This is a genomic window from Pseudomonas sp. HMSC076A11 (assembly GCF_001810205.1).
Lineage (GTDB): Bacteria > Pseudomonadota > Gammaproteobacteria > Pseudomonadales > Pseudomonadaceae > Pseudomonas > Pseudomonas aeruginosa.
Genome location: NZ_KV800315.1, coordinates 3,423 through 28,825 on the forward strand (window position 1 = coordinate 3,423; position 25,403 = coordinate 28,825).

Annotated in this window: 26 protein-coding genes; 13 read left to right on the plus strand and 13 right to left on the minus strand. The window is 66.1% G+C overall.

Going from position 1 to position 25,403, the window contains the following annotated elements:
- Both HMPREF2716_RS20665 and acnA read right to left on the minus strand, forming a co-directional pair.
- Positions 1 to 1,123 (minus strand): methyl-accepting chemotaxis protein (locus HMPREF2716_RS20665; protein ID WP_070621998.1); only part of this gene is annotated, 1,123 nt, incomplete at its 3' end.
- 372 nt (positions 1,124 to 1,495) lie between these two features.
- Positions 1,496 to 4,228 (minus strand): aconitate hydratase AcnA, encoded by a 2,733-nt coding sequence (gene acnA / locus HMPREF2716_RS20670; protein WP_003087332.1) that lies wholly within the window; start codon positions 4,226 to 4,228, stop codon positions 1,496 to 1,498.
- 326 nt (positions 4,229 to 4,554) lie between these two features.
- On the opposite strand from acnA, the gene rlmM reads away from it, so the two are divergent.
- Both rlmM and tusA read left to right on the plus strand, forming a co-directional pair.
- The gene (rlmM, locus tag HMPREF2716_RS20675) at positions 4,555 to 5,613 is read left to right on the plus strand and encodes a 23S rRNA (cytidine(2498)-2'-O)-methyltransferase RlmM (protein ID WP_003087345.1); all 1,059 of its coding nucleotides are present in this window, start codon (positions 4,555 to 4,557) and stop codon (positions 5,611 to 5,613) included.
- A gap of 84 nt (positions 5,614 to 5,697) precedes the next feature.
- Positions 5,698 to 5,937, plus strand: a complete 240-nt coding sequence (gene tusA / locus HMPREF2716_RS20680) for a sulfurtransferase TusA (RefSeq protein WP_003105999.1) — start codon at positions 5,698 to 5,700, stop codon at positions 5,935 to 5,937.
- Positions 5,938 to 5,968: 31 nt separating this feature from the next.
- Here tusA and HMPREF2716_RS20685 read toward each other — a convergent pair whose 3' ends face one another.
- From HMPREF2716_RS20685 to HMPREF2716_RS20705, 6 genes are all read right to left on the minus strand, one after another.
- Entirely contained in the window at positions 5,969 to 7,279 is a 1,311-nt protein-coding gene (locus HMPREF2716_RS20685; protein WP_023518543.1) for an NAD(P)/FAD-dependent oxidoreductase, read from the minus strand.
- Positions 7,280 to 7,347: 68 nt separating this feature from the next.
- Positions 7,348 to 8,712: a glutamine synthetase family protein gene (locus HMPREF2716_RS20690; protein ID WP_023518544.1), complete on the minus strand. Its 1,365-nt coding sequence runs from the start codon at positions 8,710 to 8,712 to the stop codon at positions 7,348 to 7,350.
- Positions 8,713 to 8,839: 127 nt separating this feature from the next.
- The gene (locus HMPREF2716_RS28995; protein ID WP_003449842.1) at positions 8,840 to 9,028 is read right to left on the minus strand and encodes a hypothetical protein; all 189 of its coding nucleotides are present in this window, start codon (positions 9,026 to 9,028) and stop codon (positions 8,840 to 8,842) included.
- A 151-nt stretch (positions 9,029 to 9,179) separates the two neighbouring features.
- Positions 9,180 to 10,577: an FAD-dependent oxidoreductase gene (locus HMPREF2716_RS20695; protein WP_003120450.1), complete on the minus strand. Its 1,398-nt coding sequence runs from the start codon at positions 10,575 to 10,577 to the stop codon at positions 9,180 to 9,182.
- 10 nt (positions 10,578 to 10,587) lie between these two features.
- Positions 10,588 to 10,941, minus strand: coding sequence for a RidA family protein (locus HMPREF2716_RS20700; protein ID WP_003104412.1), 354 nt, complete (start codon positions 10,939 to 10,941; stop codon positions 10,588 to 10,590).
- A gap of 55 nt (positions 10,942 to 10,996) precedes the next feature.
- Positions 10,997 to 12,358: an MFS transporter gene (locus HMPREF2716_RS20705; RefSeq protein ID WP_023118385.1), complete on the minus strand. Its 1,362-nt coding sequence runs from the start codon at positions 12,356 to 12,358 to the stop codon at positions 10,997 to 10,999.
- A 377-nt stretch (positions 12,359 to 12,735) separates the two neighbouring features.
- Between HMPREF2716_RS20705 and HMPREF2716_RS20710 the strand changes: the two genes are divergently transcribed.
- Entirely contained in the window at positions 12,736 to 13,617 is an 882-nt protein-coding gene (locus HMPREF2716_RS20710) for a LysR substrate-binding domain-containing protein (RefSeq protein ID WP_003104408.1), read from the plus strand.
- Positions 13,618 to 13,685: 68 nt separating this feature from the next.
- Here the strand turns inward: HMPREF2716_RS20710 and HMPREF2716_RS20715 are convergent, their stop codons facing one another.
- Positions 13,686 to 13,865, minus strand: coding sequence for a PA1571 family protein (locus HMPREF2716_RS20715; protein WP_003104406.1), 180 nt, complete (start codon positions 13,863 to 13,865; stop codon positions 13,686 to 13,688).
- Positions 13,866 to 14,074: 209 nt separating this feature from the next.
- Here HMPREF2716_RS20715 and HMPREF2716_RS20720 point away from each other — a divergent pair, with 209 nt between their 5' ends.
- Together HMPREF2716_RS20720 and HMPREF2716_RS20725 are read left to right on the plus strand one after the other, a co-directional pair.
- Positions 14,075 to 15,220: an ATP-NAD kinase family protein gene (locus tag HMPREF2716_RS20720; protein ID WP_003122902.1), complete on the plus strand. Its 1,146-nt coding sequence runs from the start codon at positions 14,075 to 14,077 to the stop codon at positions 15,218 to 15,220.
- 10 nt (positions 15,221 to 15,230) lie between these two features.
- Positions 15,231 to 15,827, plus strand: a complete 597-nt coding sequence (locus HMPREF2716_RS20725) for a DUF1287 domain-containing protein (RefSeq protein ID WP_003104401.1) — start codon at positions 15,231 to 15,233, stop codon at positions 15,825 to 15,827.
- Positions 15,828 to 15,944: 117 nt separating this feature from the next.
- On the opposite strand, the gene HMPREF2716_RS20730 is transcribed toward HMPREF2716_RS20725, so the two are convergent.
- Both HMPREF2716_RS20730 and HMPREF2716_RS20735 read right to left on the minus strand, forming a co-directional pair.
- Positions 15,945 to 16,226, minus strand: a complete 282-nt coding sequence (locus HMPREF2716_RS20730; RefSeq protein ID WP_003087375.1) for a pyrimidine/purine nucleoside phosphorylase — start codon at positions 16,224 to 16,226, stop codon at positions 15,945 to 15,947.
- Between the two features lie 94 nt (positions 16,227 to 16,320).
- Positions 16,321 to 16,872, minus strand: a complete 552-nt coding sequence (locus HMPREF2716_RS20735) for a 3'-5' exonuclease (protein WP_003104398.1) — start codon at positions 16,870 to 16,872, stop codon at positions 16,321 to 16,323.
- Between the two features lie 103 nt (positions 16,873 to 16,975).
- Between HMPREF2716_RS20735 and HMPREF2716_RS20740 the strand changes: the two genes are divergently transcribed.
- Positions 16,976 to 17,842, plus strand: coding sequence for an NAD(P)-dependent oxidoreductase (locus HMPREF2716_RS20740; protein ID WP_003104396.1), 867 nt, complete (start codon positions 16,976 to 16,978; stop codon positions 17,840 to 17,842).
- A gap of 6 nt (positions 17,843 to 17,848) precedes the next feature.
- On the opposite strand, the gene HMPREF2716_RS20745 is transcribed toward HMPREF2716_RS20740, so the two are convergent.
- Positions 17,849 to 18,190: a DMT family protein gene (locus HMPREF2716_RS20745; protein ID WP_003104394.1), complete on the minus strand. Its 342-nt coding sequence runs from the start codon at positions 18,188 to 18,190 to the stop codon at positions 17,849 to 17,851.
- Positions 18,191 to 18,305: 115 nt separating this feature from the next.
- On the opposite strand from HMPREF2716_RS20745, the gene HMPREF2716_RS20750 reads away from it, so the two are divergent.
- From HMPREF2716_RS20750 to HMPREF2716_RS20760, 3 genes are all read left to right on the plus strand, one after another.
- Positions 18,306 to 19,061 (plus strand): hypothetical protein, encoded by a 756-nt coding sequence (locus HMPREF2716_RS20750; RefSeq protein ID WP_003449855.1) that lies wholly within the window; start codon positions 18,306 to 18,308, stop codon positions 19,059 to 19,061.
- A 103-nt stretch (positions 19,062 to 19,164) separates the two neighbouring features.
- Positions 19,165 to 19,419, plus strand: coding sequence for a YkgJ family cysteine cluster protein (locus HMPREF2716_RS20755; protein ID WP_003087397.1), 255 nt, complete (start codon positions 19,165 to 19,167; stop codon positions 19,417 to 19,419).
- A gap of 133 nt (positions 19,420 to 19,552) precedes the next feature.
- Complete coding sequence (locus HMPREF2716_RS20760; protein WP_003104390.1) at positions 19,553 to 20,161, plus strand: START domain-containing protein; 609 nt, start codon at positions 19,553 to 19,555, stop codon at positions 20,159 to 20,161.
- 114 nt (positions 20,162 to 20,275) lie between these two features.
- Here the strand turns inward: HMPREF2716_RS20760 and gltA are convergent, their stop codons facing one another.
- Positions 20,276 to 21,562 (minus strand): citrate synthase, encoded by a 1,287-nt coding sequence (gene gltA, locus HMPREF2716_RS20765; RefSeq protein WP_003087400.1) that lies wholly within the window; start codon positions 21,560 to 21,562, stop codon positions 20,276 to 20,278.
- 348 nt (positions 21,563 to 21,910) lie between these two features.
- Between gltA and sdhC the strand changes: the two genes are divergently transcribed.
- The 4 genes from sdhC to HMPREF2716_RS20785 are packed head-to-tail and all read left to right on the plus strand — an operon-like array spanning position 21,911 to position 25,154.
- A complete protein-coding gene (sdhC, locus tag HMPREF2716_RS20770) occupies positions 21,911 to 22,297 on the plus strand; it encodes a succinate dehydrogenase, cytochrome b556 subunit (RefSeq protein ID WP_003104388.1) in 387 nt (128 codons plus the stop codon).
- Positions 22,291 to 22,659 (plus strand): succinate dehydrogenase, hydrophobic membrane anchor protein, encoded by a 369-nt coding sequence (gene sdhD / locus HMPREF2716_RS20775; RefSeq protein ID WP_003104386.1) that lies wholly within the window; start codon positions 22,291 to 22,293, stop codon positions 22,657 to 22,659. Before sdhC ends, sdhD begins: the two co-directional genes overlap by 7 nt.
- A 3-nt stretch (positions 22,660 to 22,662) precedes the next feature.
- The gene (gene sdhA / locus HMPREF2716_RS20780; protein ID WP_003087407.1) at positions 22,663 to 24,435 is read left to right on the plus strand and encodes a succinate dehydrogenase flavoprotein subunit; all 1,773 of its coding nucleotides are present in this window, start codon (positions 22,663 to 22,665) and stop codon (positions 24,433 to 24,435) included.
- 11 nt (positions 24,436 to 24,446) lie between these two features.
- A complete protein-coding gene (locus tag HMPREF2716_RS20785) occupies positions 24,447 to 25,154 on the plus strand; it encodes a succinate dehydrogenase iron-sulfur subunit (protein ID WP_003087410.1) in 708 nt (235 codons plus the stop codon).
- Positions 25,155 to 25,403: the final 249 nt, after the last annotated feature.

Below are 25,403 nucleotides of genomic sequence, written 5' to 3' on the forward strand. Positions count from 1 at the left end.
CGATGGCGGCGTTGAGGGCGAGCAGGTTGGTCTGGTCGGCGATGCCCTTGATCACATCGACCACACCGCCGATCTCGTTGCTGTCCTGGGCCAGGCGACTCACCGCGGCCCCGGTCTCGCCCACCGACTCCGACAGGCGCTGGATGGCGTTGCGCGTCTCCGCGGCGATGTCGCGGCCGCGCGAGGTCAGTTCGTTGGCCTTCTGCGTGGCGTCGGCGGTCAACTGGACATTGTTCGCCACTTCCTGGGTGGTGGCGGCCATCTCGTTGACCGCGGTGGCCACCTGTTCGGTCTCTGCGCGCTGCTGTTCCAGACCGGCGGAGCTGTGGTGGGCCAGGGTGTCGGCCTTGCGCGCCTGTTCGGTGAGGTATTCGGCGGTGTCCTGCAGGCGCGTCAGGCAGGTCTTCAGACGCGCGTCCTGGCTGAGGATGGCCATTTCCAGGCGCGCCTGGTCGCCGCGGCTGTCGGTGTACATCTGCGCGATCAGCGGGTCGGAGGTGGTCTGTTCGGCGAGCCGCATCAGGCGCTTCAGCCCGCGCTTCTGCCAGCGCAGTCCGGCCAGGCCGAGCGGAACGGCGAGCAGGCCGGCGAGGATGAAGCCCCACCAGGAGTTCAGCCAGATACCGATGAGGAAGCCGATCTGGCTGATCAGGATGAACGGCAGCCAGTCGAGCAGTACCGGCAGCCAGCGGTCGCGCCGGGGGATCGCCGGCTTGCCGGCGCCGAGGCGACGGTAGAGGGCCTCGGCGCGCTGGATCTGTTCGGCGGTCGGCTTGACCCGCACCGACTCGTAGCCGACCACCGCGCCCTGGTCGTAGATCGGCGTGACATAGGCGCTGACCCAGTAGTGGTCGCCGTTCTTGCAGCGGTTCTTGACGATCCCCATCCACGGGCGGCCGGCTTTGAGGGTGGTCCACATGTGGGCGAACACCGCCGGCGGGACGTCGGGGTGACGGATCAGATTGTGCGGCGCGGACATCAGCTCCTCGCGACTGAAGCCGCTGATGTCGATGAAGGCTTCATTGCAGTAGGTAATGATGCCTTTGAGATTGGTGGTGGTGATCAGGCGTTGCTCCGCCGGATAGACGCGCTCGTGCTGGGTGATCGGTTGATTGTTGCGCATGGGCCTTCCAAAACAAGTGAAGCATTTACCTCTGCATCGGCGAAAACGCCTTTCACATGAGGGATTTGTGAATGCTTTCACGAGGAAAAACAGATAGCTATTGACCCAAAGCATGAGAACCGACCACGTGGTCGGATAGATGGCGGATTCGCTGATGGAGGTCAATACGTTACGGTTTCGTGTCATTCCCGGCGGCGCGCATGGGCTGGGGAGGGGCCTGGCGGATAAGCGCGAGGCGGCCATTCGCCGGTCCTGCGGGGTATCGGCGGATGACGCAGGGGCGGCGTTCGCCCTGCGAAGCGCCCGCTGCCCCGGGCGCCGGAATGAAAAAGGGGTGGCCGAAGCCACCCCTCCGCGCGTACCGCCGCTGCCTCAGAGCATGCTGCGCAGCACGTAGTGGAGGATGCCGCCGGCCTTGAAGTACTCGACCTCGTTGAGGGTGTCGATGCGGCAGAGGACCTTGAAGCTGTCCTGGCTGCCGTCCTCGCGGGTCACTTCCACGCTGAGCGGCATGTGCGGTTTGAGTTCGCCGCCGAGGCCGCGGATGTTCAGCACCTCCTTGCCGGTCAGCTTCAGGCTCTTGCGGTCCTGGCCGTTCTCGAACTGCAACGGCAGCACGCCCATGCCGACCAGGTTGGAGCGGTGGATGCGCTCGAAGCTCTCCGCGATCACCGCCTTCACGCCCAGCAGGTTGGTACCCTTGGCCGCCCAGTCGCGCGACGAGCCGGTGCCGTATTCCTTGCCGGCGACGATCACCAGCGGGGTGCCGTCCTGCTGGTAGCGCATGGCCGCGTCGTAGATCGCCAGTTTCTCGCCGCTGGGCACGTACAGGGTATTGCCGCCTTCCTCGCCGCCGAGCATCTCGTTCTTGATGCGGATGTTGGCGAAGGTGCCGCGCATCATCACCTCATGGTTGCCGCGACGGGAGCCGTAGGAGTTGAAGTCCTTCGGTTCCACGCCGTGCTCGCGCAGGTAGCGGCCGGCCGGGCTGTCGGCCTTGATGTTGCCGGCAGGGGAGATGTGGTCGGTGGTCACCGAGTCGCCCAGCACCGCCAGCACCCGCGCCTGCTCGACGTCGGCGATGGCCGGCGGCGCCTCGGCGATGTGTTCGAAGAAGGGTGGATGCTGGATGTAGGTGGAGTCGGCCTGCCACTCGTAGGTGTCCGACTGCGGCACCTGGATCGCCTGCCATTTCTCGTCGCCGGCGAAGACCTCGGCGTACTCCTTGTGGAACATCTCGGTGTCGACCTTCTGGATCGCCTCGGCGATTTCCTTCTGGCTCGGCCAGATGTCCTTCAGGTAGACCGGCTGGCCGTCCTTGCCGGTGCCCAGCGGTTCCTCGCTGAGGTTGATCCGCACGCTGCCGGCCAGGGCGTAGGCCACCACCAGCGGCGGCGAGGCCAGCCAGTTGGTCTTCACCAACGGGTGCACGCGGCCTTCGAAGTTACGGTTGCCGGAGAGTACCGAGGCGACGGTCAGGTCGGCCTGCTGGATGGCTTTCTCGATCGGCTCCAGCAGCGGCCCGGAGTTGCCGATGCAGGTGGTGCAGCCGTAGCCGACCAGGTCGAAGCCGAGTTCGTCGAGGTAGCGGGTCAGGCCGGCGGCCTTGAAGTAGTCGGTGACCACCTTGGAGCCCGGCGCCAGCGAACTCTTCACCCAGGGCTTGCGTTGCAGGCCTTTCTCCACCGCCTTCTTCGCCAGCAGCCCGGCGGCCATCATCACGCTGGGGTTGGAGGTGTTGGTGCAGGAGGTGATGGCGGCGATCACCACCGCGCCGTTCTTCAGGCGGTGGGTCTGGCCGTCGTGCTGGTAGTCGATCTCGCCGAAGGCGGCGTTGGCGCCGACCGCGGTGCCGCCGCCGCCCTCGCTGAGCAGGCGGCCTTCTTCGGTGCTGGAGGGATGCAGTTGCAGGCCGAGGAACTCGTTGAAGGCGCTGGCGACGTTCTGCAGGGCCACGCGGTCCTGCGGGCGCTTCGGTCCGGCCAGGCTGGCCTCGACTTCGCCCATGTCCAGGTGCAGGGTGTCGGTGAACACCGGCTCGTGGCCCTTCTCGCGCCACAGGCCCTGTTCCTTGCTGTAGGCCTCGACCAGCTTGACCGTGCTTTCCGGGCGTCCGGACAGGCGCAGGTAGCCGAGGGTGATCTCGTCCACCGGGAAGAAGCCGCAGGTGGCGCCGTATTCCGGGGCCATGTTGGCGATGGTGGCGCGGTCCGCCAGGGGCAGGTCGGCCAGGCCGTCGCCATAGAACTCGACGAATTTCCCCACCACGCCCTTCTTGCGCAGCATCTGCGTGACGGTCAGCACCAGGTCGGTGGCGGTGATGCCCTCGCGCAGCTTGCCGGTGAGCTTGAAGCCGATGACCTCGGGGATCAGCATCGATACCGGCTGGCCGAGCATGGCGGCTTCCGCCTCGATGCCGCCGACGCCCCAGCCGAGCACGCCGAGGCCGTTGATCATGGTGGTGTGGGAGTCGGTGCCGACCAGGGTGTCGGGGAAGGCGTAGGTCCTGCCATCCTCTTCCTTGGTCCAGACCGTGCGGCCCAGGTACTCCAGGTTGACCTGGTGGCAGATGCCGGTGCCCGGCGGTACCACGCTGAAATTGTCGAAGGCGTTCTGGCCCCAGCGCAGGAAGGCGTAGCGTTCGCCGTTGCGCTGCATCTCGATCTCGACGTTCTGTTCGAAGGCCGATTCGCTGGCGAACTTGTCGACCATCACCGAGTGGTCGATGACCAGGTCCACCGGCGACAGCGGGTTGATCTTCTGCGGGTCGCCGCCGGCCTTGGCCATGGCCGCGCGCATGGCGGCCAGGTCGACCACCGCGGGCACCCCGGTGAAGTCCTGCATCAGGACCCGCGCCGGGCGGTACTGGATCTCGCGGTCGGAGCGGCGCTCCCTGAGCCAGCCGGCGAGGGCCTTGAGGTCGTCGCCGGTGACGGTGCTGCCGTCCTCCCAGCGCAGGAGGTTTTCCAGCAGGACCTTCAGCGACATCGGCAGCTTGCCGAGATCGCCCAGGGTCCGGGCGGCTTCCGGGAGGCTGTAGTAGTGGTAGGTCTTGCCGTCCACAGCGAGACTGCGAAGGGTTTTCAGGCTGTCCAAAGCAGGCATTTCTGATTTCCTCACGGCGGGCCCGGGGGCGGCGGGCCTGGCCTCGTCCTGACGCCAGGCCCGTCGTCGAGCCGATAGTGCCTGGCTTCGCCCGGGACCCGCGGCGTCCGCGGACGCCAGGATGCCGTTACCTCGGTAATGCGCGGTGGCCCGATCCCATCGGTACCGGCCGCTGGCGAGAGTCAGACTTTGGGATAGCGTTGTTCGAAACCTTCAAGCTAGACCGGCTCGAGGGCTCCTGCCATATACACTGGACCGACGAACGGTCGCTGCAGTTCCCTTGAGGCATGCCCGGCACTATAGTGCGCGGCCAAGGAGACAACCCCATGAATACCCTGTTGATGCACTGCCGGCCAGGCTTCGAAGGTGAAGTCTGCGCCGAAATCGCCGAGCATGCAGCCACTCTCGAGATTCCCGGCTACGCCAAGAGCAAGCCGGCCAGCGCCCACGTCGAGTTCGTCTGCCAGGACGCCGACGGCGCCGAGCGCCTGATGCGCCGCCTGCGTTTCGCCGACTTGATCTTCCCGCGCCAGTGGGCGCGCGGGCCCGGCTTCATCGAATTGCCGGAAAGCCAGCGCATCGAGGTACTGCTGGCGGAACTGGCGAGTTATCCGGTTTGCGGCAGCCTCTGGCTGGAGGTGCTGGACACCAATGCCGGCAAGGAGGTGTCGACCTTCTGCCGCAAGTTCGAGAAACCGCTGCGCGCGGCGCTGGTGAAGGCCGGGCGGTTGCAGGAGGACCCGGCGCTGCCGCGCCTGCTGCTGACCTTCCGCTCTGGCCGGGAAGTCTTCGTCGGCCTCGCCGAGCCGCGCAACAGCGCGCTCTGGCCGATGGGCATCCCGCGCCTGAAGTTTCCCCGCGAGGCGCCGAGCCGTTCGACGCTGAAGCTGGAGGAAGCCTGGCACCAGTTCATCCCGCGCAGCGAATGGGACAAGCGCCTGGCGCCGGACATGCTCGCCGTGGACCTCGGTGCGGCGCCGGGCGGCTGGACCTGGCAACTGGTTAACCGGGAGATGCGGGTGACCGCCGTGGACAACGGGCCGATGGCGGAGAACCTGATGTATTCCGGGCTGGTCGACCACCAGAAGGTCGACGGCTACCAGTACCGCCCGCGCCAGCGGGTCGACTGGATGGTCTGCGACATCGTCGAGAAGCCGGCACGCACCGGTGCGTTGATCGAGACCTGGATCGGCGAAGGGCTTTGCCGCGAGGCGGTGGTCAACCTCAAGCTGCCGATGAAGCAGCGCTACGCCGAGGTGCGCAAGATCCTCCAGCGCCTGCGCGAGAGCTTTGACGCGCGCGGCCTGAAGGTAGCGATCGGCTGCAAGCAGCTGTATCACGACCGCGAGGAAGTGACCTGCCATCTACGCCGCCTCGAACGCTGAGGGGCGGCGGCATTCCGGCCGGGGACAGGTGACCGGCCGCGCCGCATGCGCGACAATGCGCGGATTCTGTTGCGGAGTTTCCCGATGACCCATTCTGTCGACGCCATTCTCGACGCCACCGGCCTGAACTGTCCCGAGCCGGTGATGATGCTGCACAACAAGGTCCGCGACCTGGCGCCCGGCGGCCTGCTCAAGGTGATCGCCACCGATCCCTCGACCCGCCGCGACATCCCCAAGTTCTGCGTGTTCCTCGGCCACGAGCTGGTCGAGCAGCAGGAAGAGGCGGGCACCTATCTCTACTGGATCCGCAAGAAGGCCGACTAGGCCTTCCGCGGACCCCGCCATCCCTCGCGCTTCAGCGCAGCTTCTCCATGAGCTGGTAGTACCACATCCCGGCGGCCAGCATCGGATTGCCGAAGAGGTCGCCCAGCGGCACCCTGAGGTGCTTGCAACGGGCGAAGGTGTCGAACTGCTCCAGGCTCCCGCTCATCGCCTTGGCCATGATCTCGCCCATGATGTGGCTGGTGGCCACGCCATGCCCCGAGTAGCCCTGGCAGTACCAGACGTTGTCGGAGAGCTTGCCGAGCTGGGGGATCCGGTTCATCACGATGCCCATGGCGCAACTCCACTGGAACTCGATCTCCACGCCCTTCAGGCGCGGGAAGGTGCGCTCGATGCATGGCCGCAGCTCGGCGGCGATGTCCCGCGAGTCGCGGCCCGAGTAGTTGGCGCCGCCACCGAACAGCAGGCGGCCGTCGGCGGTGGGGCGGTAGTAATCGAGGACGAAGCGGCAATCGTAGACCGCCAGCCCCTGCGGGTTGATCTCCCGTGCCAGCTCGCCCAGCGGCCGGGTGGTAACGATTCCGCCCATGGCCGGGAAGATCATCCCCTTGAGCTGCCTGCGTTCGAGCTTGTGGTAGACATCGCCGGCAAGCAGGATCTGCTGCGCCTCGATCCTTCCCTCGCGGGTAATCACCGCCGGCCGCAGGCCGTGGACGATATCCAGCACCTCGGAATGTTCGAAGATCAGCGCGCCGAGGCCGGCCGCCGCCCTGGCCTCGCCGATGCACAGGTTGAGCGGGTGCAGGTGCATGTTGCGGGTGTTCTTCAGCGCGCCGCAGTACAGCTCGGTCTCCAGGTGGGCCTGGACGCCGGCCTTGTCCAGCAGGACCACCTGGTCGCCCATGCCGCGGCGCACCGCCTCCTCGTAGGAGGCCTGCAGCTCGCCCATGTGGCTGGCCTTCATCGCCGCGTGCAGGTGGCCATGGCGAAGGTCGCAGGCGATGCCGTACTTCTCCACCCGCTGGCGGATGATCTCGTGGCCGCGCCAGCGCAGGTGCCAGATGAAGTCCTCGACCTCGGCGCCCAGCCATTGGCGCATCTGCTTGTGCATCGCCGCGTCGCCGGACAGGCTGCCGGTGACCTGGCCGCCGTTGCGCCCGCTGGCGCCCCAGCCGATGCGATGGGTCTCGACCAGGGCTACCTTGTAGCCACGCTCGGCCAGTTCGACCGCCGTGGCGACGCCGGTGAAGCCGCCGCCGATGATGGCGATGTCGACCGTCACCGCGCCCAGCAGGGTCGGATAGTCGGTTTCCTCGTTGAGCGTGGCGGCGTAGTAGGACGGCGCGCGTTCCGCGGCCGGACGGGGATGGATTGCTGCGTTCATCGGGTATTCCTTGTTCCAGTGCGGCGCGTCCTGCCGGCGCGCCGCCGTATGCGGGCGGGTCCGGGATCTCAGGCCTGGGTCAGGTACCAGCGCCAGTCCTGCTCGCCGACCTCGCCCATGAATTGCCGGTATTCCGCGCGCTTCACCGCCAGGTAGACGCCGAGGAACGGCTCGCCGAAGGCTTCCCGCGCCCACTCGGAGCCTTGCAGGGTATCGAGGGCGGTCAGCCAGTCGGTGGGCAGGCGCTTGCCGGCCTGGGCGTAGCCGTTGCCCTCCACCGGCGCACCCGGATCCATGCCTTCGCGGATGCCGCGGTGGACCCCGGCGAGGAGCGCCGCGGCGGCCAGGTAGGGGTTGGCGTCGGCGCCGCAGATGCGGTGCTCGATATGCCGACTGGAGGCCGGGCCGCCCGGCACGCGCAGGCTCACGGTGCGGTTGTCGACGCCCCAGGTCTGCGCCAGCGGCGCGTAGCTGTTGGCCTGGAAGCGCCGGTAGGAGTTGGCGTTGGGACAGAACAGCAGGAGCGAGTCGAGCAGGCTGGCGAGCATGCCGCCGACCGCCTGGCGCAGCAACGGCGTGCCGGCGGGGTCGTCGCTGGCGAACAGGTTGTGGCCTTGTTCGTCGGCCAGGCTGACGTGCAGGTGCATGCCGGTGCCGGCCAGGTCGTCGAACGGCTTGGCCATGAAGCAGGCGAGCATTCCGTGCTTGTGCGCGACGCCCTTGACCAGGCGCTTGTAGCGGATCGCCTGGTCCATGGCGACTAGGGCGTCGCCGTGGTCGAGGGTGATTTCCACCTGGCCCGGGGCGTATTCCGAGATCGCCGTGCGTGCCGGCAGGCCCTGCGCCTTGCATGCGGCATAGAGGTCGGCGAGGAACGGCTCGATCTGCTCCAGTTCGCGCAGGCCGTAGACCTGGGTCGCCCGCGGGCGGCCGCCATCGGCGTCGCGAGCCGGTTGCGGGCGGCCGTTGGCGTCGCGCTCACGGTCGAGCAGGTAGAACTCCAGCTCAGCGGCCATCACCGGGTGATAGCCCTCGCTCTTCAGCGCGTCGATGGTGCGCACCAGGAGGTGGCGCGGATCGGCGACGCTGGCGGGCAGGCCCTCGCTCGGGTGCATGCTGACCTGCACCGCCGCCGTCGGGATCTGCCGCCAGGGCAGGCGCACCAGGCTGCCGGACAGGGGGTAGGCGCGGCAGTCGATGTCGCCGACGTCCCAGACCAGGCCGGAGTCCTCGACATCCTCGCCGTTCATTGTCAGCCCGAGGATGGTGCTCGGCAGCGGCCGGCCGCTGCGGTAGACGGCCAGCAGTTCGTCGCGGTGCAGCAGTTTGCCGCGTGGCACGCCATTGGCGTCGAGGATGAACAGTTCGAAGAGTTCGATATCGGGATTGGCGGCCAGGAAATCCTGGGCTTCTTGTTCGCAGGCGAAGTTCATGGGGCTCTCTTGTCGGTCTTGTCCGGTAGCGTCGCGACGCTCGCAGCGGCGCTCCGGCGACGGCAGCGTCGCGGAACGGCATGCAAGCGGCAGGCCGGCCCCGCCGTTGCGCGGGGCCGGAGGGATATCAGGCGTGACGAGCGTCCGGCGGACGCGCGTGGCGGCAATGCCAGAGCGCCCAGAAGGCCAGTTCGAGAGGGAGGGAGAGCGGCTCCAGTTCCAGCCAGCGGCTGTGCTTGCGGGGTAGACGCGCGGGCGTTCCGGCCGGGTTGGCGGAAGGCTGGTAGGGGAGGGTGCGCGTCGTCGGTAGGTGCATGAAGGAAAACTGGGCCAGGGGTTGGAACAGCCTCGCACAGGCTGACGGGTGAATTAAATGCGCTTTTTACGACCTTTGCTTGAGCGAAATCGAAACCGAAGGAAAAAGAAGGGCGCCCCCGAATGGGCTGAAGAGACGCCCGGAAAGCGGCTCAACCCTTGTCGGCCTTGCCCGCGGCGGCGGCGAACCTGGCCAGGCGTACGTCGAGATGACGCGGGCGCCGGCCGGCGTCTTCGGCGTGCTCCTTGCGACGGATCGCGTTGCGCACCATCAGCGAACCGACATAGCGGATCGGCTCCGGCGGGAAGCGGCCGAGCGGCCCCTGGGTCAGCGGCGAACGGGTCCAGGGATTGTCCAGGCCGAGCGCCAGCGAAGAAAGGATCTGCCCGCCCATGTGGCATGGACCGACGCCGCTGCCGGAGTAGCCGAAGCCGTAGAACACATTGTCGCGGCCGTCGAGCCGGCCGAAGAACGGCAGGCCGGTCACCGAGCGATCCGACGGACCGTTCCAACTGGCCTCGATGGCGACCTCGGCGAACTCGGGGAAGAACTCCCGCAAGCTGCCACGCAGTTGTCCGAGATACGGCGAGGGGCGGTCGAACACCGGCAGCATGCGTCCGCCGTAGGCGAAGGTGTTGCCGCCCTTGCCGAGCATCAGCCGGCCGTCCGGGGTGTTGTGGTAGTAATGCACGAAGATCCGTGAGTCGAGCACGCTGACCCCGCTGGTCAGGCCGATCTCCTGCAACAGGTCCGGTCGTGGCTCGGTGATGAGCATGTCGCTGGAGACGATCGCCACGCTGCGTTCGAACTGCGGGAAGGCCCTCGCCATCCAGGCGTTCAGCGCCAGCACCACGCGGCCGGCGACGACCCGCCCGTGGGGGGTGACCACTTCCGCCGGGCGGCCGTGCTCCAGTCCTCGCATCGGCGTGCCTTCGTACAGGCGTACCCCCAGTTGCAGGGCGACCCGGCGCAGGCCGCGAACCAGCTTGCCTGGTTGCACCGTCGCGGCAGCCGGTGAGAACCAGCCCTCCAGGTGCCTGCGCGAGCCGGCCAGGCGCTGCACGTCGGCCAGCGGGCGCTTGGCGAAGGAGTTGATGCCGTGGCGCTCCAGAGCGGCGATCACGCTGTCGGTGCTGCCGACCTGGGCCGGGTTGGTGGCGGTATAGAGGGTGCCGTCCAGCCGGTAGTCGGCCTCGACGTCGTAGCGCTGGCAGAAGGCGCCGATGGCCCGGATGCTGTCCTCGGAGGCCTTGACCAGGCGGATCGCCTCGGTGAGCCCGAACAGCCGTTCCAGGGTGAAGAACTTGGCCGACCAGGACAGCGCGCAGCCGCCGTTGCGGCCGCTGGCGCCGGCGCCGCAGAGATCGGCCTCGACCAGCACCACGTCGAGCCCGGGATCGTGCTCCTTGAGCATGATGGCGGTCCACAGGCCGGTGTAGCCGCCGCCGACGATGCACAGGTCGGCGCGGGTATCCCCGGCCAGCGGCGGGCAGGGTGCCGCATGTTCGGAGCGTAGGGCCTGGTCCAGCCAGAAGGGTCGGAAGGTCATGGCTGTGCTCTCACTGCGGGCGGGCGGCGACGACGATCATTTCCACCCGCCAGCGCGGGTCGATCAACTCGGCCAGGCTACAGGCGCGGGTCGGCGCCCGGCCTTCGGGAAACCACTGGTCCCAGACCTGGTTGAGACCGGCGTAGTCCTCCCGGTGGGCTAGCAGTATGCGTACCGAGAGCACCTGGCCGCGGTCGCTGCCGACGCTCTGGAGCAGCCGGTCGATGTTCTCCAGAATCTGGCGGGTCTGGTCCTGGATGTCACCGCTGGGGTCGTCTGCGACCTGGCCGCCGATGTAGACCGTGTTGCCGTGCAGGGCCATCTCGGCCCGACGCTTGACGACTTCGAAACGTTCGATATGCATGAGGGGGTTCCCGGTTCGTGGAGAAGGACGCGGCGGAGGTTCCCGCCGCGGACGGTCAGGAGCGGATGGGACGGAAGTCCGCCAGGCTGGGGATATTCCGCAGGCTTTCCCGTGCGCCGCCGGGCCGGCTGTTCCAGTGCGGGAGGAGCACCGCGGTGGCGATCAGGGCGGCGACGGTGAAGCCGATGAACACCGTGTAGGTGTCGAAATAGCCGGGCAGCAGGCCACCGAGGATCGCGCCCACCGAACCGCAGCCATTGACGAAGCCGGAGGCGGTGCCGGCGGCCTCGCCGGTGCCGAAGTCGATGGCGGCGGAGCCGCAGATCATCGAGTCCGGGCCGTACAGGGTCAGTCCCATCATGAACAGCAGGCCGACCACTATCGGAATGCTGCCGGTGGTCATCGCCGGGACGAACAGCGCCAGGCAGACGGTCAGCGCCAGCAGGCTGATCACGCAGGCCGGCATGCGCCGTGCGCCGAACAGCTTGTCCGAGGCGAAGCCGATCAGGATCGGGCCGAGCAGGCCGGCTACCTCGAAGGCGGTGGGAACGATCGCCGCGCCGACCTTGCCGAGCGCCGGCATGCGTTCGTAGACGATCACCGGTCCCCACAGGAGGATCGCGTAGCGCGCCGGCTTGAGCAGGAAGTAGGCCAGGCCGAGGCAGAGCACCGTGCGGTTGCGCACCACCTTGGCGAGTACCTGCAGGCTGCCGCCGTTGCCGCCTTCCGGCCTGAAGCCGGCATAGCGCACGGCCTCGCTCGCGACCTGCGGTTCGACGGGTGGATGGCCGACGTCCTCCGGGCGGTTGCGCTGCAACAACAGGAACAGCAGGGCCACGCCGCCGACCACCGCGGCGCTGGAGTAGAACGCCGCGTGCCAGGTACCGAACACGCTGTACGCCCACCAGCCGGCGAACGGCGAGGCGACCAGGCCGCCGAAGGCGTAGCAGGTGCTCCACAGGCCGAGCACCCGACCGCGTTCGTGGGTGGCGAAGAAACTGCCGATGTTCTTGCACAGCCCCGACCAGCCGGTGGACTGCGCCAGTCCCTGGACCACCATGCAAGTGGCGAAGATCGGCAGGGTGGCGAAGGTGCCCATGACCAGCGCGGCCAGTGCGGAGATCAGCAGGCCGCCGAACACCACGATGCGCGGGCCGAAGCGGTCGGCCAGCACGCCCCAGGTGAACTGGCCGACGGCATAGGCGGCGAGGTAGATGGCGTCGAGATCGGCCATCGCCATCTTGTCCAACTGGAAGCCCGGATCTTCGGCGATGCCGAGCTTGGCGACGGAAAAGGCCTTGCGGGTGAAATAGAAGGCGGCGTAGGCCAGCCAGGTGATCGCGAATATCTGCAGGCGCCAGCGCTGGAAGCTGGACACGGGAGAGGACGGCAGCGCCGTCCCGGGACGTTGATTCATGGTTCTGACCTCGATCTTGTTATCGGTGCCGGCAGGTGTGAGGGGAACACGCCTTGTTGTTGTTCTGATGAGCACTTCCGCACCGCCATGTCGCGGTGCCTGGTCAGAGGTATCTGGAGTCGGCTTCACCTCCTGGGTAAGGGTTGCGGCTGCCCTGGCAGGGGCTGGCTGCCGAGGCGCTGGCGCGCTGTGGTGAAGCGATGGAAACAATTCCGGATAAATAAGTGAAATCGATTTATCAAATTTTAAATATAAGTTTTACTTGTTTGTCCGTAAGCCTGGCGCGGCGTGGGTCGAGGAAGTTGACCGAACGGTCATTCCCGTGTGCGCCGCCCATGGCGCGGAACCGCTTGTCCTGCCTGGAATGGTGAAGGTCCATGTCGGTATCCCATGCACAGTTGAAGGCTTTCCATGCGGTCGCCGTGTACGGCAGCTTCACGCGCGCCGCCGAGCGCCTGTTTCTCACCCAGCCGGCGGTTTCCGACCAGGTGCGCAAGCTGGAGGAGCGTTACGGCGTGCTGCTGTTCCACCGTAACAAGCGCTCGGTGCGCCTGAGCGAACTGGGCGAGCGCCTGCTCGCGGTGACCCAGCGGCTGTTCGCGATCGAGGCCGAGGCGGAGGAGCTGTTGTCCGCCTCCAGCGCCCTGCAGACCGGCACCCTGACCCTGGCGGTGGATGCGCCGGTGCACGTATTGCCGCAGATCGCGCGTTTCTGCGAGCGCTATCCGGGCATCGCGGTGCGGGTGGAGACCGGCAATACCGACGAGTCTCTGCAGCGACTGTTCAGCTACCAGGCCGACCTGGCCCTGTTGGGCCGGGACGTCAGCGACGAGCGGTTGCTTTCGCTGACCCTGCGCAACGACCCGATCGTCGCCTTCGTTTCGCTCAGCCATCCGTGGGCCGGGCGCGAGTCGATCCGGCTCGCCGATCTCGACGACATGCCGCTGGTGCTGCGCGAGCAGGGCTCGGTGACCCGCCAGACCCTGGAGGAGGAGATGAGCCGCGCCGGCCTGCGGATCCGTCCGGCGATCCAGGTCGAGGGCCGCGAGGCCTCGCGCGAGGCGGTGGTGGCGGGGATCGGCGTGGGGGTGGTGTCGGCCGCGGAGTTCGGCGCCGACACGCGGGTCCATGCGCTACCCATCGTCGATTGCCAGCGACGCCTGACCGAGACCCTGGTGTGCCTGCGCGAACAGCGTTCGCGGCGGATCGTCGAGACCTTCCTCGACCTGGTCGGCGAGGACCTGCCGGCGCCGAGCTAGGGCGCGGCTTCGCGCAAGCGAAAAAAAGCCCGGCGGATGCCGGGCTTCGAAGTCGTGCTGGCGGGCGCTCAGGCCTGCTTCTGTTCCTGCTCCAGGGACCTGTCCAGTTCGCGGCAGGCGCGCTGGATCATCACCTCGGTGATCGGGATCTCCCGGCCCTGGGCGTCGATGATGGCGCCACCGGTGTGCTGCTGCGTATTGAAGGGGATCACGCGGCGCTTGGCGGTATCGGTGTGTTGCGAATTCATTGCCCGTCTCCTCATCAGGTTTATCGGCAGTCTAGGGAGCGCAGATGAAACCGCCGTGACAAACGGCGGATGTCGTGCCGCTCCAACGCGAAAGCCATGGACCATAGCAATCTTGCAGTCGGCGTGCCAGCTTGCCGGCTACCGCTGGGTTTTTCTGGTTATAGTGGTCCGACCGGTGTGGGCGTCCTGGAGTTCGCCCGAGGATGAGTATGGACATGTTTCGCCTGGGGTTGGTGGTCAATCCCCTGGCCGGGCTTGGTGGCCCGGTCGCCTTGAAGGGTAGCGACGGGGTGGCCGCCGAGGCCCTGGCCAGAGGCGCCGAACCACGTGCGCTGGAGCGCACCCGGGTAGCCCTGGAGTGCCTGTTGCCGCTGGTCGAGAAGATCGAGTTCCTGACCTTTCCCGGGGCCATGGGTGGCGAGTTGCTCGAGCGCATGGGCTTCCGCCATCGCCTGCTCGGCGAGTGGCAGGGAGCGGTCAGCAGCGCGGCGGATACCCGGTTGGCGATCGAGCGCCTGCAGGAGGCCGGTGTCGCCCTGATCCTGTTCGCCGGTGGTGATGGCACAGCACGGGATGTTGCCGGGGTGGTGCGCGAGCAACAGCCGGTGCTCGGCATTCCGGCCGGGGTGAAGATCCACTCCGGGGTCTATGCCATCAGTCCGCGCGCGGCCGGCGAATTGGCCAGGCGCCTGGTCGAGGGCGGCTTGGTGCGCCTGGCCAGCGGCGAGGTGCGCGACCTCGACGAAGAGGCGCTGCGCGCCGGCCGCGTCGCCGCGCGTTGGTACGGCGAGATGACAGTGCCGGAGGAGGGCCACTTCATGCAGCACGTGAAGCAGGCAGGGATGGAGTCCGAGGAGCTGGTGCTGGTGGACCTCGCCGACTGGCTGGCGGAAAACTGGGAAGACGGCGTGCGCTATGTGCTCGGACCGGGCTCGACCTTGCATGGCCTGGCGCGCAATCTCGGCCTGGAAACCACCCTGCTGGGCGTCGACGTGCTGGAGAATGGCGCGGTGATCGCCCGCGACGTCGACGAGGCGCGGCTGTTCGAACTGGTGGACGGTCATCCGGCGTACCTGCTGGTCACCGCCATCGGCGGCCAGGGCCACGTGATCGGTCGCGGCAACCAGCAGATCAGTCCCCGGGTGTTGCGCGCCATCGGCCTGGAGCGCATGCGGGTGGTCGCCACCAAGCGCAAGCTGGGGACCCTCGGGGGCCGCCCGTTGCTGGTCGACAGCGGCGACCCGGTGCTGGACGACAGCTTCCCGGACGCCATCCGGGTCTGGGCCGGCTACAAGGAAGAACTGCTGTATCCGCTGGGATACGCGAAGGACCAGGACGCGCCCGCGGGCGCTTAGGAGGAAAAGGATGGACAAGGACGTATCCGGCGCGCTGCGCCGCCTGTTGCTGCTCGCCATGCTCGGACTGCCGCTGGTGGCGGCCGCTGCGGTCGAACCGCAGCGACTGGTGGATGCGGCGCGTGCCCAGGTGGGCGTTACCCTGGGCTACGACCCGGCCTACCGGCAACTGGACTATCCGGGCGGCGACGTGCCGCTGCAGACCGGGGTCTGCACCGACGTGGTGGTCCGTGCGCTGCGCGGACAGGGGCTGGATCTACAGAAGGCGGTGCACGAGGACATGCGTCGCCACTTCGCGGCCTACCCGCAGCAATGGGGAATGAAAGGCACCGACCGCAACATCGATCACCGCCGCGTACCGAACCTGATGACCTGGTTCAGCCGCCAGGGCCTGGCCCTGGCGCCTAGCCGCGACGCTTCCGCCTACCGGGCCGGAGACATAGTCGCCTGGCGCCTGGACAACGGCCTGCTGCATATCGGCGTGCTTTCCGATCGCAGGCTGGAGGGCAGGCCGCTGGTGTTGCACAACATCGGTGCCGGCGTGCGGGAAGAGGACCTGCTGTTCCGCTACCAGGTCATCGGCCACTACCGCTTCCCGCAGGGCTGAATGGGCTGGGCAAGCCGCTCCAGCGGCGGATGAGCGCAGCTCGATTCCTCCGCCGCCGCCGCTGGACGGCGGGCAAGAAAAAACCGGCCTGCGGCCGGTTTTCCTGTCTGCCCGGGCTCAGCGGTATTCGCAGAGGTAGGCGGTGTCCTGGGCGACCTTGAGCTGGAACTTGCTGTTCGCCGGGACGGTGAACTGGCTGCCGCTGGCGTATTCCTGCCACTCGTCACTGCCCGGCAGCTTGACCGTCAGCGCGCCGGCGACCACATGCATGATCTCCAGCTGGCTGGTGCCGAACTCGTATTCGCCTGCCGCCATCACGCCGATGGTGGCCGGGCCGGCGGTCATGTCGAAGGCGATGGATTTGACGGTGCCGTCGAAGTATTCGTTGACCTTGAACATGGGCTTCTCCTGAAGGGGTGAACAGGCGGGTTTGAAAAGGCCCGCCAGTATGCCCAAGCCTCGGAAAGGCGTCACTAGGCGGCGCGAGCCTCGTTCAATGCTCCACCGGCAATACCAGCGGCAGCAGCCGTGCGGTATTGCGGGCATCCTCCAGGGCGCGGTGCTGCTGGCCCTGGAAACTCATCCCGGCCAGTTGCAGGGCCGCGTTCAGGCCGACTGGGCGGGGCAACTGGCGGACTTCGCCGAAGCGTTGCTTGAGATTGACGTGCGGCACTTCGCTGAGCTGGCTGGTCAGCCCGTGCTGGCGCCATTCCTGCTCCAACTGGCGGCGGTCGTAGTCGCCCCAACTGGCCCAGCCGGCCAGTCGCGGACGATGCTGGGCGAGCCAGCGCTCGAAGGCTTCCCAGACCGTATTGAGATGGGCTGCGCCATCGACGTTGGCCTGGCTGATATGCGTGAGGTCGCGGCAGAAGTGGGTCAGCAGCGGCCGCCTGACCGGCCGTACGAAACGCTGGAAGTGGTCCAGTTCGCGGGCGTCCGCGGCGGCGACCAGGGTGGCGCCGATCTCGATGATTTCCATTTCCTCCAGGGGCCAGCCGCCTTCCGCGGTGGTGGCCTCCAGATCGATTACCAGCCAGTGAGGCATCGGAGCTATCCATACCAGGGTCCGCGCTGAGTATGGCGGGGCTTCCGGACCTCGGCAAACCGCTGTGCTAGGCTGCGGGATCGGATTTCGAGGAGATGACGGAATGACTGCGGTCGCATTTCTCGGCCTGGGCACGATGGGCTACCCGATGGCCGGGCACCTGCAACGAGAGGGCTACGACGTCTGTGTCTACAATCGCTCGTCGGCCAAGGCGCTGCGCTGGGTCGAGGAGTACGCCGGACGGCGCGCCGATACGCCGCGCGAGGCCTGTGCTGGCGCCGAGCTGGTGTTCTGTTGCGTCGGTAACGACGACGACCTGCGTGCCGTGGCGCTGGGCGAGCAGGGCGCCTTCGCCGGAATGGCGCCGGGCAGCCTGTTCGTCGACCACACCACCGCTTCGGCGGAAGTCGCCCGCGAGCTGTCGCTGCTGGCTGCCGAGCGTGAGCTGGGCTTTCTCGACGCGCCGGTCTCCGGCGGCCAGGCAGGCGCGGTCAACGGCGCCCTGACGGTGATGGTCGGTGGCGAGGAGGCCTTCTATCGACGCGCCGAACCGCTGTTGCGCAGCTATGCGCGGATGGTCCGGCGAATGGGCGACGTGGGTAGCGGGCAGTTGACCAAGATGGTCAACCAGATCTGCGTCGCGGGGCTGCTCCAGGGCCTGGCCGAGGCGCTGCACTTCGCCCGGTGCGCCGGTCTCGATGGCGAGGCGGCGATGCAGGTGATCGGCAAGGGCGCGGCCCAGTCCTGGCAACTGGAAAACCGCCACCAGAGCATGCTGGCCGGAGAGTTCGACTTCGGCTTCGCCGTGGACTGGATGCGCAAGGACCTGTCGATCCTGCTCGCCGAGGCGCGGCGCAACGGCGCGCAGTTGCCGGTCACGGCGCTGGTCGACCAGTTCTACGCCGAAGTGCAGGCGATGGGCGGCGGTCGTTGGGATACCTCCAGCCTGATCGCCCGGCTGCGTTCGTGACGCGGCTCAGGCGCGGAAGATGAAGTACACCGCGCCGAGCAGGCACAGGCCGGCCCAGAGGTAGTCCAGTTTCAGCGGCTGTTGCATGAAGTAGACGCTGAACGGGACGAAGATCGCCAAGGTGATGACTTCCTGCATGATCTTCAGTTGGCCGACCGAGAGTTCGGTGTAGCCGATGCGATTGGCCGGTACCTGCAGCAGGTATTCGAACAGCGCGATACCCCAACTGATCAGGGCGGCGATGATCCAGGGCTTGCTGTTGAGAGTCTTCAGATGACCATACCAGGCGAAGGTCATGAACAGGTTGGAACAGGCTAGCAACAAGGCGGTTTGCAGCCAGACGGGCATGATGGGTGGGCTCCGGGGGATTGGGACGGCGCCGCAGCCTAATTGGCTGCGGCGATAAATCCAAGTGGGCAGGCATCGACCGGTAGGGGCTGGTGCTCGGAAAAGGATGAAAGGTATGCGGTTGCACAAACGCTCGCTGGTCTGGGGGCTCGCCTTGAGCGGGCTGGCCGTCGTGCTGGCGGCCGCCTGGTGGGCGAGCCAGGCGTCGCGGGAGCCGGCTCTGTGGAGCGAGCTGCGGGTGCCGCCGGCGTTTGCCATCCCGCGCGATTTCGACCTGGGCGAATACCGCTTGAGCTGGGGCGGCAAGAGCCTCGCCCTGTCAGTGGCGGGTAGCGCTCGGCCGCCGTTGTGGGAGAGCGAGGGCGGTTTTCTCGGGGCCGGGCGGGAAAGCGCCGGTCGCCTGCAGTTGCGCTGCCAGGAGCAGAGCCTGGAGAGCTTCGAACTGGTCGGTCGACGCTTGTCCCTGAAGGGGCACCTGCGCTGCGCCGATGGCCGGCTCAGCGCCTACGAGCTGTCGTTCGAGCCGCGCCAGGGCGGCGTGGAGGTGCGCGTCGCGCTGGCGGACAGCGAGCTGAACCGGGTCGCCCTGTCCTGGCGGCGTGGAGCGGGGGAGCGCTTGTCCGGTATCGTCGATGACGAGGCGGAAGGTCGCTCCTGGGTCTTGCCGGCCGGGATCGCTGGCTACTGGAGTTCCGCTGGCAACGCCTTCCTCGGCCACTCGACGGCGGCGCAATCCCTCGACCTGCGCGAGCCGGGCCGCGTGCAATGGCGGGCAGCGACGGAGTCGGCCAGGGCCTGGCTGTTCGCTGCCGGCAACCGCGAGCAGTGGCAGCTTCGCAGCGCACGTCTCGAGGCGGAAACGCGCCGCTGATCCGCCGGGCTTGGCGGCGGCCTGGCCGGTCCGTATTCTTTGCGCCCGTTTCGGACGGCTGTCCTGGCCGCTCCTCTGCCAACTTTCGGGCGAGATCCTTCCCATGCAATGTAGAGCCGGCTGCGGCGCCTGCTGCATAGCACCGTCGATTTCCTCTCCGCTGCCGGGCATGCCGGCCGGCAAGCCCGCGGGTGTACGCTGCCTGCACCTGGACGAAAACCATCTCTGCGGGCTGTTCGGCCGACCGGAGCGACCGGCCGTATGCGGCCAGTTCGGCGCCGATCCGGAAATCTGCGGCGACAGCCGTGAGCAGGCGCTGGCCCTGATCGCGGAGTGGGAAGTCATCACTGCCGCGTGAACGGGTTGGAAGTCTGGCTGTCTCACGCCATACTGCTGCGCATCCTGCGCCGAAGGCTCAGGATCGCGGCTTGCAGGGCGTCGACCGCCCGGCCGGCGAACCGAAAATAACCATAAAGAGAGGAACAGGAACGATGCGTGGCATTTTGCGTATGACCGTGCTGGCTGCCGCAGTGTTCGGGGTGGCCGGCAATGCGCTGGCCGAAGACTGGAAGCTGGCCAAGGACGAGGATGGCGTGAAGGTCTACCTCAGCAGTGTCCAGGGCTCCAAGTACAAGGCTTATCGCGGCGTTACCGACATCAAGGCCGACGTGGCGACCATCGAGGCGCTGCAGGAGGACGTCAAGGGTTCCTGCAAGTGGATCCATGCCTGCGCCGAGATGAAACTCCTGAAGCAGGAAGGCGCCGACGCCTGGACCTACTCGAAGATCGACATGCCCTGGCCAGTTACCGGTCGCGACGTGGTCATCCATGTCACCACCGAGAAGACTGCGGATGGCACCGTGATCCGTCACCTTAAGGCCGATCCGACCTATATCCCCGAGGAAAAGGGCCAGATCCGCGTGCCCAAGCTGGTCGGCGAGTGGAAGTTGCAGCCGAAGGGGCAGGGCGTGACGGAAGTGACCTACCAGGTGGAAACCGAGCCGGGTGGCAGCATTCCTTCCTGGTTGGCCAACAGCTTCGTGGTCGACGCGCCGCTGAACACCCTCAAGGGCCTGCGTAGCGCTGCCGAGAAGCGCTGAGCGCGCCTTCCTTGCAAAAAGACCGCCTCCGGGGCGGTTTTTTTGTGTCCGGCGGAAAGGGGCGGGCACAAAAAAGGCTGCCGAAGCAGCCTTTCTCGCCGGGCGTGACGGGTTTCAGCCGCGATCCTTGAGGGCGGTGAAGTCGCGCTGGGTGTGGCCGGTATAGAGCTGGCGCGGGCGGCCGATCTTGTAGGGGCCGGAGAGCATTTCCTGCCAGTGCGAGATCCAGCCGACGGTACGTGCCAGGGCGAAGATCACGGTGAACATGCTGGTCGGAATGCCGATCGCCTTGAGGATGATCCCCGAGTAGAAGTCGACGTTCGGGTACAGGTTGCGTTCCACGAAGTAGGGGTCGTGGCGGGCGATTTCTTCCAGCTTCATCGCCAGTTCCAGTTGCGGGTCGTTGATGCCCAGCTCCTGGAGGACCTCGTCGCAGGTCTGCTTCATGACCTTGGCGCGCGGGTCGAAGTTCTTGTAGACACGATGGCCGAAGCCCATCAGCTTGAACGGATCGTTCTTGTCCTTGGCCTTCTCGACGAACTTGTCGATGTTGGACACGTCGCCGATCTCGTCGAGCATGCGCAGCACCGCTTCGTTCGCGCCGCCATGGGCCGGTCCCCACAGGGCGGCGATGCCGGAGGCGATGCAGGCGAACGGATTGGCGCCGGAGGAGCCGGCCAGACGCACCGTGGAGGTGGAGGCGTTCTGCTCGTGGTCGGCGTGGAGAATGAAGATGCGGTCCATGGCCTTGGCCAGCACGGGGCTGATCGGCTTGGTCTCGCAGGGGGTGTTGAACATCATGTGGAGGAAGTTTTCCGCGTAGTTCAGGTCGTTACGCGGATACATCATCGGCTCGCCCTTGGAGTACTTGTACACCATGGCGGCGATGGTCGGCATCTTGGCGATCAGGCGATGCGCGGAGACTTCGCGATGCTTCGGGTTATTGATGTCCAGGGAGTCGTGGTAGAAGGCCGAGAGGGCGCCGATCACGCCGCACATCACGGCCATCGGATGGGCGTCGCGGCGGAAGCCGTTGAAGAAGGTCTTCAACTGCTCGTGAACCATGGTGTGGTTCTTGATGGTGCCGACGAACTGTTCCTTCTGCGCGGCGGTGGGCAGCTCGCCGTTCAGCAGCAGGTAGCAGGTTTCCAGGTAGTCGGATTTCTCTGCCAGTTGCTCGATGGGGTAGCCGCGATGAAGGAGGACGCCTTTGTCGCCGTCGATATAGGTGATCTTCGACTCGCAGGAGGCGGTCGACATGAAGCCAGGATCGAAGGTGAAGTGGCCCGTGGCGGTGAGGCCCCGTACATCCACTACATCGGGACCCATGGTACCGGATAGGACGGGCAGTTCGACGGGGGCTGAGCCCTCGATGATCAACTGCGCTTTTTTGTCAGCCATGATGGCCTCCTATTTATGCTTGAAATCATCAGTACCCCCCACGCAGGGCCCGCACCACTATAGAGGGATAAATTCGAAAGTCAATTTGCGCGAATCCATGCCGTAGAGCCTTCCGTGGCGGGGTTTTCGCAGAAAAAGGGGGCTATTTACGCCTTTTATAAAAGGCCCGCAATCAACCATTTGGCGATGGGTGTTTTCGTTGTCATTAGTAGCCTAACTGTCTATACTCGGCGTCCGACCGCAAGGGGTATTCCTGGCCCGCTTTCATAGACGGTCGCCACTCCCTGGTGATGGGTACCTGACAAGTGCACTTCCCGACAACTAGCCCTGTTCGTTAGGGCTCTCAGTGTGAAAAAAGCCGTGAATAGCAAACGACCTGTAAACCTAGACCTAAGGACCATCAAACTCCCTGTCACCGCTTACACGTCCATTCTCCACCGTATCTCTGGCGTCATCCTGTTCCTCGGTATTGCCGTGCTGCTGTTCGCGCTCGACAAGTCGCTGAGTTCGGAAGAAGGCTTCGAGCAGGTGAAGGCGTGCCTGACCAGTCCCCTGGCCAAGCTGGTGATCTGGGGCCTGCTGTCTGCGCTGCTGTACCACCTGGTGGCCGGTGTTCGCCACCTGGTCATGGACGCTGGCGTCGGCGAGACGCTGGAAGGCGGTAAGCGTGGCTCCAAAATCGTCATCGCCATCGCGGTGGTGCTGATCGTTCTGGCGGGGGTATGGGTATGGTAACTAACGTCACAAACTTCTCGCGCTCCGGCCTCTACGACTGGATGGCCCAGCGCGTTTCCGCGGTCGTGCTCGCGGCTTATGTCATTTTCCTGCTGGGCTACCTCATTGCTCACCCCAACATTTCCTACGCGGACTGGCACGGCCTGTTCTCGCAGGGTTGGATGCGCATCTTCAGCCTGTTGACCCTGGTTGCCCTGAGCGTCCATGCGTGGGTCGGTATGTGGACCATCTCCACCGACTACCTGACTTCGATGGCTCTCGGCAAGGCGGCGACAGTCGTGCGTTTCCTCTTCCAGGCGGTTTGCGGCATGGCGATGTTCGCATTCTTCGTCTGGGGTGTGCAGATTCTTTGGGGTATGTGATCCATGGCTAGCATTCGTACACTTTCCTTTGACGCCATCATCGTCGGTGGCGGTGGCGCCGGCATGCGTGCCGCGCTGCAACTGGCCCAGGGCGGCCACAAGACCGCCGTGGTGACCAAGGTCTTCCCGACCCGTTCCCACACCGTATCCGCACAGGGTGGCATCACCTGCGCGATCGCTTCGGCCGACCCGAACGACGATTGGCGTTGGCACATGTACGACACCGTCAAGGGCTCCGATTACATCGGTGACCAGGACGCGATCGAATACATGTGTTCCGTCGGCCCCGAGGCCGTGTTCGAGCTCGAGCACATGGGCCTGCCGTTCTCCCGTACCGAAACCGGCCGCATCTACCAGCGTCCGTTCGGCGGCCAGTCCAAGGACTTCGGCAAGGGTGGCCAGGCCGCCCGTACCTGCGCCGCCGCCGACCGTACCGGCCACGCGCTGCTGCACACCCTGTACCAGGCCAACCTGAAGAATGGCACCTCGTTCCTCAACGAGTGGTACGCGGTCGACCTGGTGAAGAACCAAGACGGCGCGGTGGTCGGCATCATCGCCATCTGCATCGAGACCGGCGAGACCGTCTACATCCGTTCCAAGGCCGTGGTCCTGGCCACTGGCGGTGCCGGCCGTATCTACGCCTCCACCACCAACGCGCTGATCAACACCGGTGACGGCGTGGGCATGGCCCTGCGTGCCGGCGTGCCGGTGCAGGACATCGAGATGTGGCAGTTCCACCCGACCGGCATCGCCGGCGCCGGTGTACTGGTCACCGAAGGTTGCCGCGGCGAAGGCGGTTACCTGATCAACGCCCACGGCGAGCGCTTCATGGAGCGTTATGCGCCGAACGCGAAGGACCTGGCCGGCCGCGACGTGGTCGCCCGTTCCATGGTCAAGGAAGTCCTGGCCGGCAACGGCGTGGGCCCGAACAAGGACCACGTGCTGCTGAAGCTCGACCACCTCGGCGAGGAAGTCCTGCACAGCCGCCTGCCCGGCATCTGCGAACTGTCCAAGACCTTCGCCCACGTCGACCCGGTCGTCGCGCCGATCCCGGTGATCCCGACCTGCCACTACATGATGGGTGGCGTTGCCACCAACATCCATGGCCAGGCCATCACCCAGGACGCCAACGGCAACGACCAGATCGTCGAAGGCCTGTTCGCCGTGGGCGAAGTGGCCTGCGTATCGGTACACGGCGCCAACCGCCTGGGCGGCAACTCGCTGCTCGACCTGGTGGTATTCGGCCGTGCCGCCGGTCTGCACCTGGAAAAAGCGCTGAAAGAGGGCATCGACGCCCGCGGCGCTTCCGAGAGCGACCTGGAAGCCTCCTTCAAGCGCCTGAACGGCGTGAACGAGCGCACCAGCGGCGAAGAAGTCGCTCCGCTCAAGCGCGAGCTGCAAAGCTGCATGCAGAACTACTTCGGTGTGTTCCGCACCGGCGAGTACATGCAGAAGGGCATCGCCCAGCTGGCCGACCTGCGCGAGCGTATCGCCAACGTCAAGATCAACGACAAGAGCCAGGCATTCAACACCGCGCGCATCGAAGCGCTGGAACTGCAAAACCTCCTCGAGGTGGCCGAGGCCACCGCGATCGCGGCCGAGCACCGCAAGGAGTCCCGTGGCGCCCACGCCCGTGAAGACTTCGAGGAGCGCGACGACGAGAACTGGCTGTGCCACACCCTGTACTTCCCGGGTGAGAAGCGCGTATCCAAGCGTTCCGTCAACTTCGCGCCGAAGACCGTTCCGGCATTCGAACCCAAGGTTCGGACTTACTAAGGGTGCCCGCCATGTTGCAAGTGAGTGTTTATCGTTACAACCCCGACAAAGATGCTGCGCCGTACATGCAGGATTTCCAGGTCGACACCAACGGCAAGGACGTGATGGTCCTCGACGTGCTGGCGCTGATCAAGGAACAGGACGAGGGCTTCTCCTACCGTCGTTCCTGCCGTGAAGGCGTCTGCGGCTCCGATGGCATGAACATCAACGGCAAGAACGGCCTGGCCTGCATCACCCCGCTGTCGGCCGCCGGCCTGAAGGGCGGCAAGCTGGTGATCCGTCCGCTGCCGGGCCTGCCGGTCATTCGTGACCTGGTCGTGGACATGAGCATCTTCTACAAGCAATACGAGAAGGTGAAGCCGTTCCTGCAGAACGATACGCCGGCCCCGGCCATCGAGCGTCTGCAGACCCCGGAAGAGCGCGAGAAGCTGGACGGTCTGTACGAGTGCATCCTGTGCGCCTGCTGCTCGACCTCCTGCCCGTCCTTCTGGTGGAACCCCGACAAGTTCCTCGGTCCGGCCGCACTGCTGCAAGCCTATCGTTTCCTGGCCGACAGCCGTGACACCAAGACCGAAGAGCGCCTGGCTTCGCTGGACGACCCGTTCAGTGTGTTCCGCTGCCGCGGAATCATGAACTGCGTGAACGTTTGCCCGAAGGGTCTGAACCCGACCAAGGCGATCGGCCACGTGCGTAATATGCTGCTGCAGAGCGGAACCTGATCCTCTCGCAGTTGTTATATGAGTTGTACCTAGCAACACCTGTGGCGCCGGAGTTCTTCCGGCGTCGCAGCAACTAAGCGGGCCAAGCTCACAAAGCCATGGCCCAGATTTGAAAAATATGACCAGCAGGGGCATCCGGGCTGGTACCCGGACTATCTGCGGGATCTGTAGTGGCCATACCGATGTCGCTGCCTGAGGACTTCGGAGCCTTCAAGGTTTCGCCAGGTGGTTGTCCCCTTACCGAGGGTG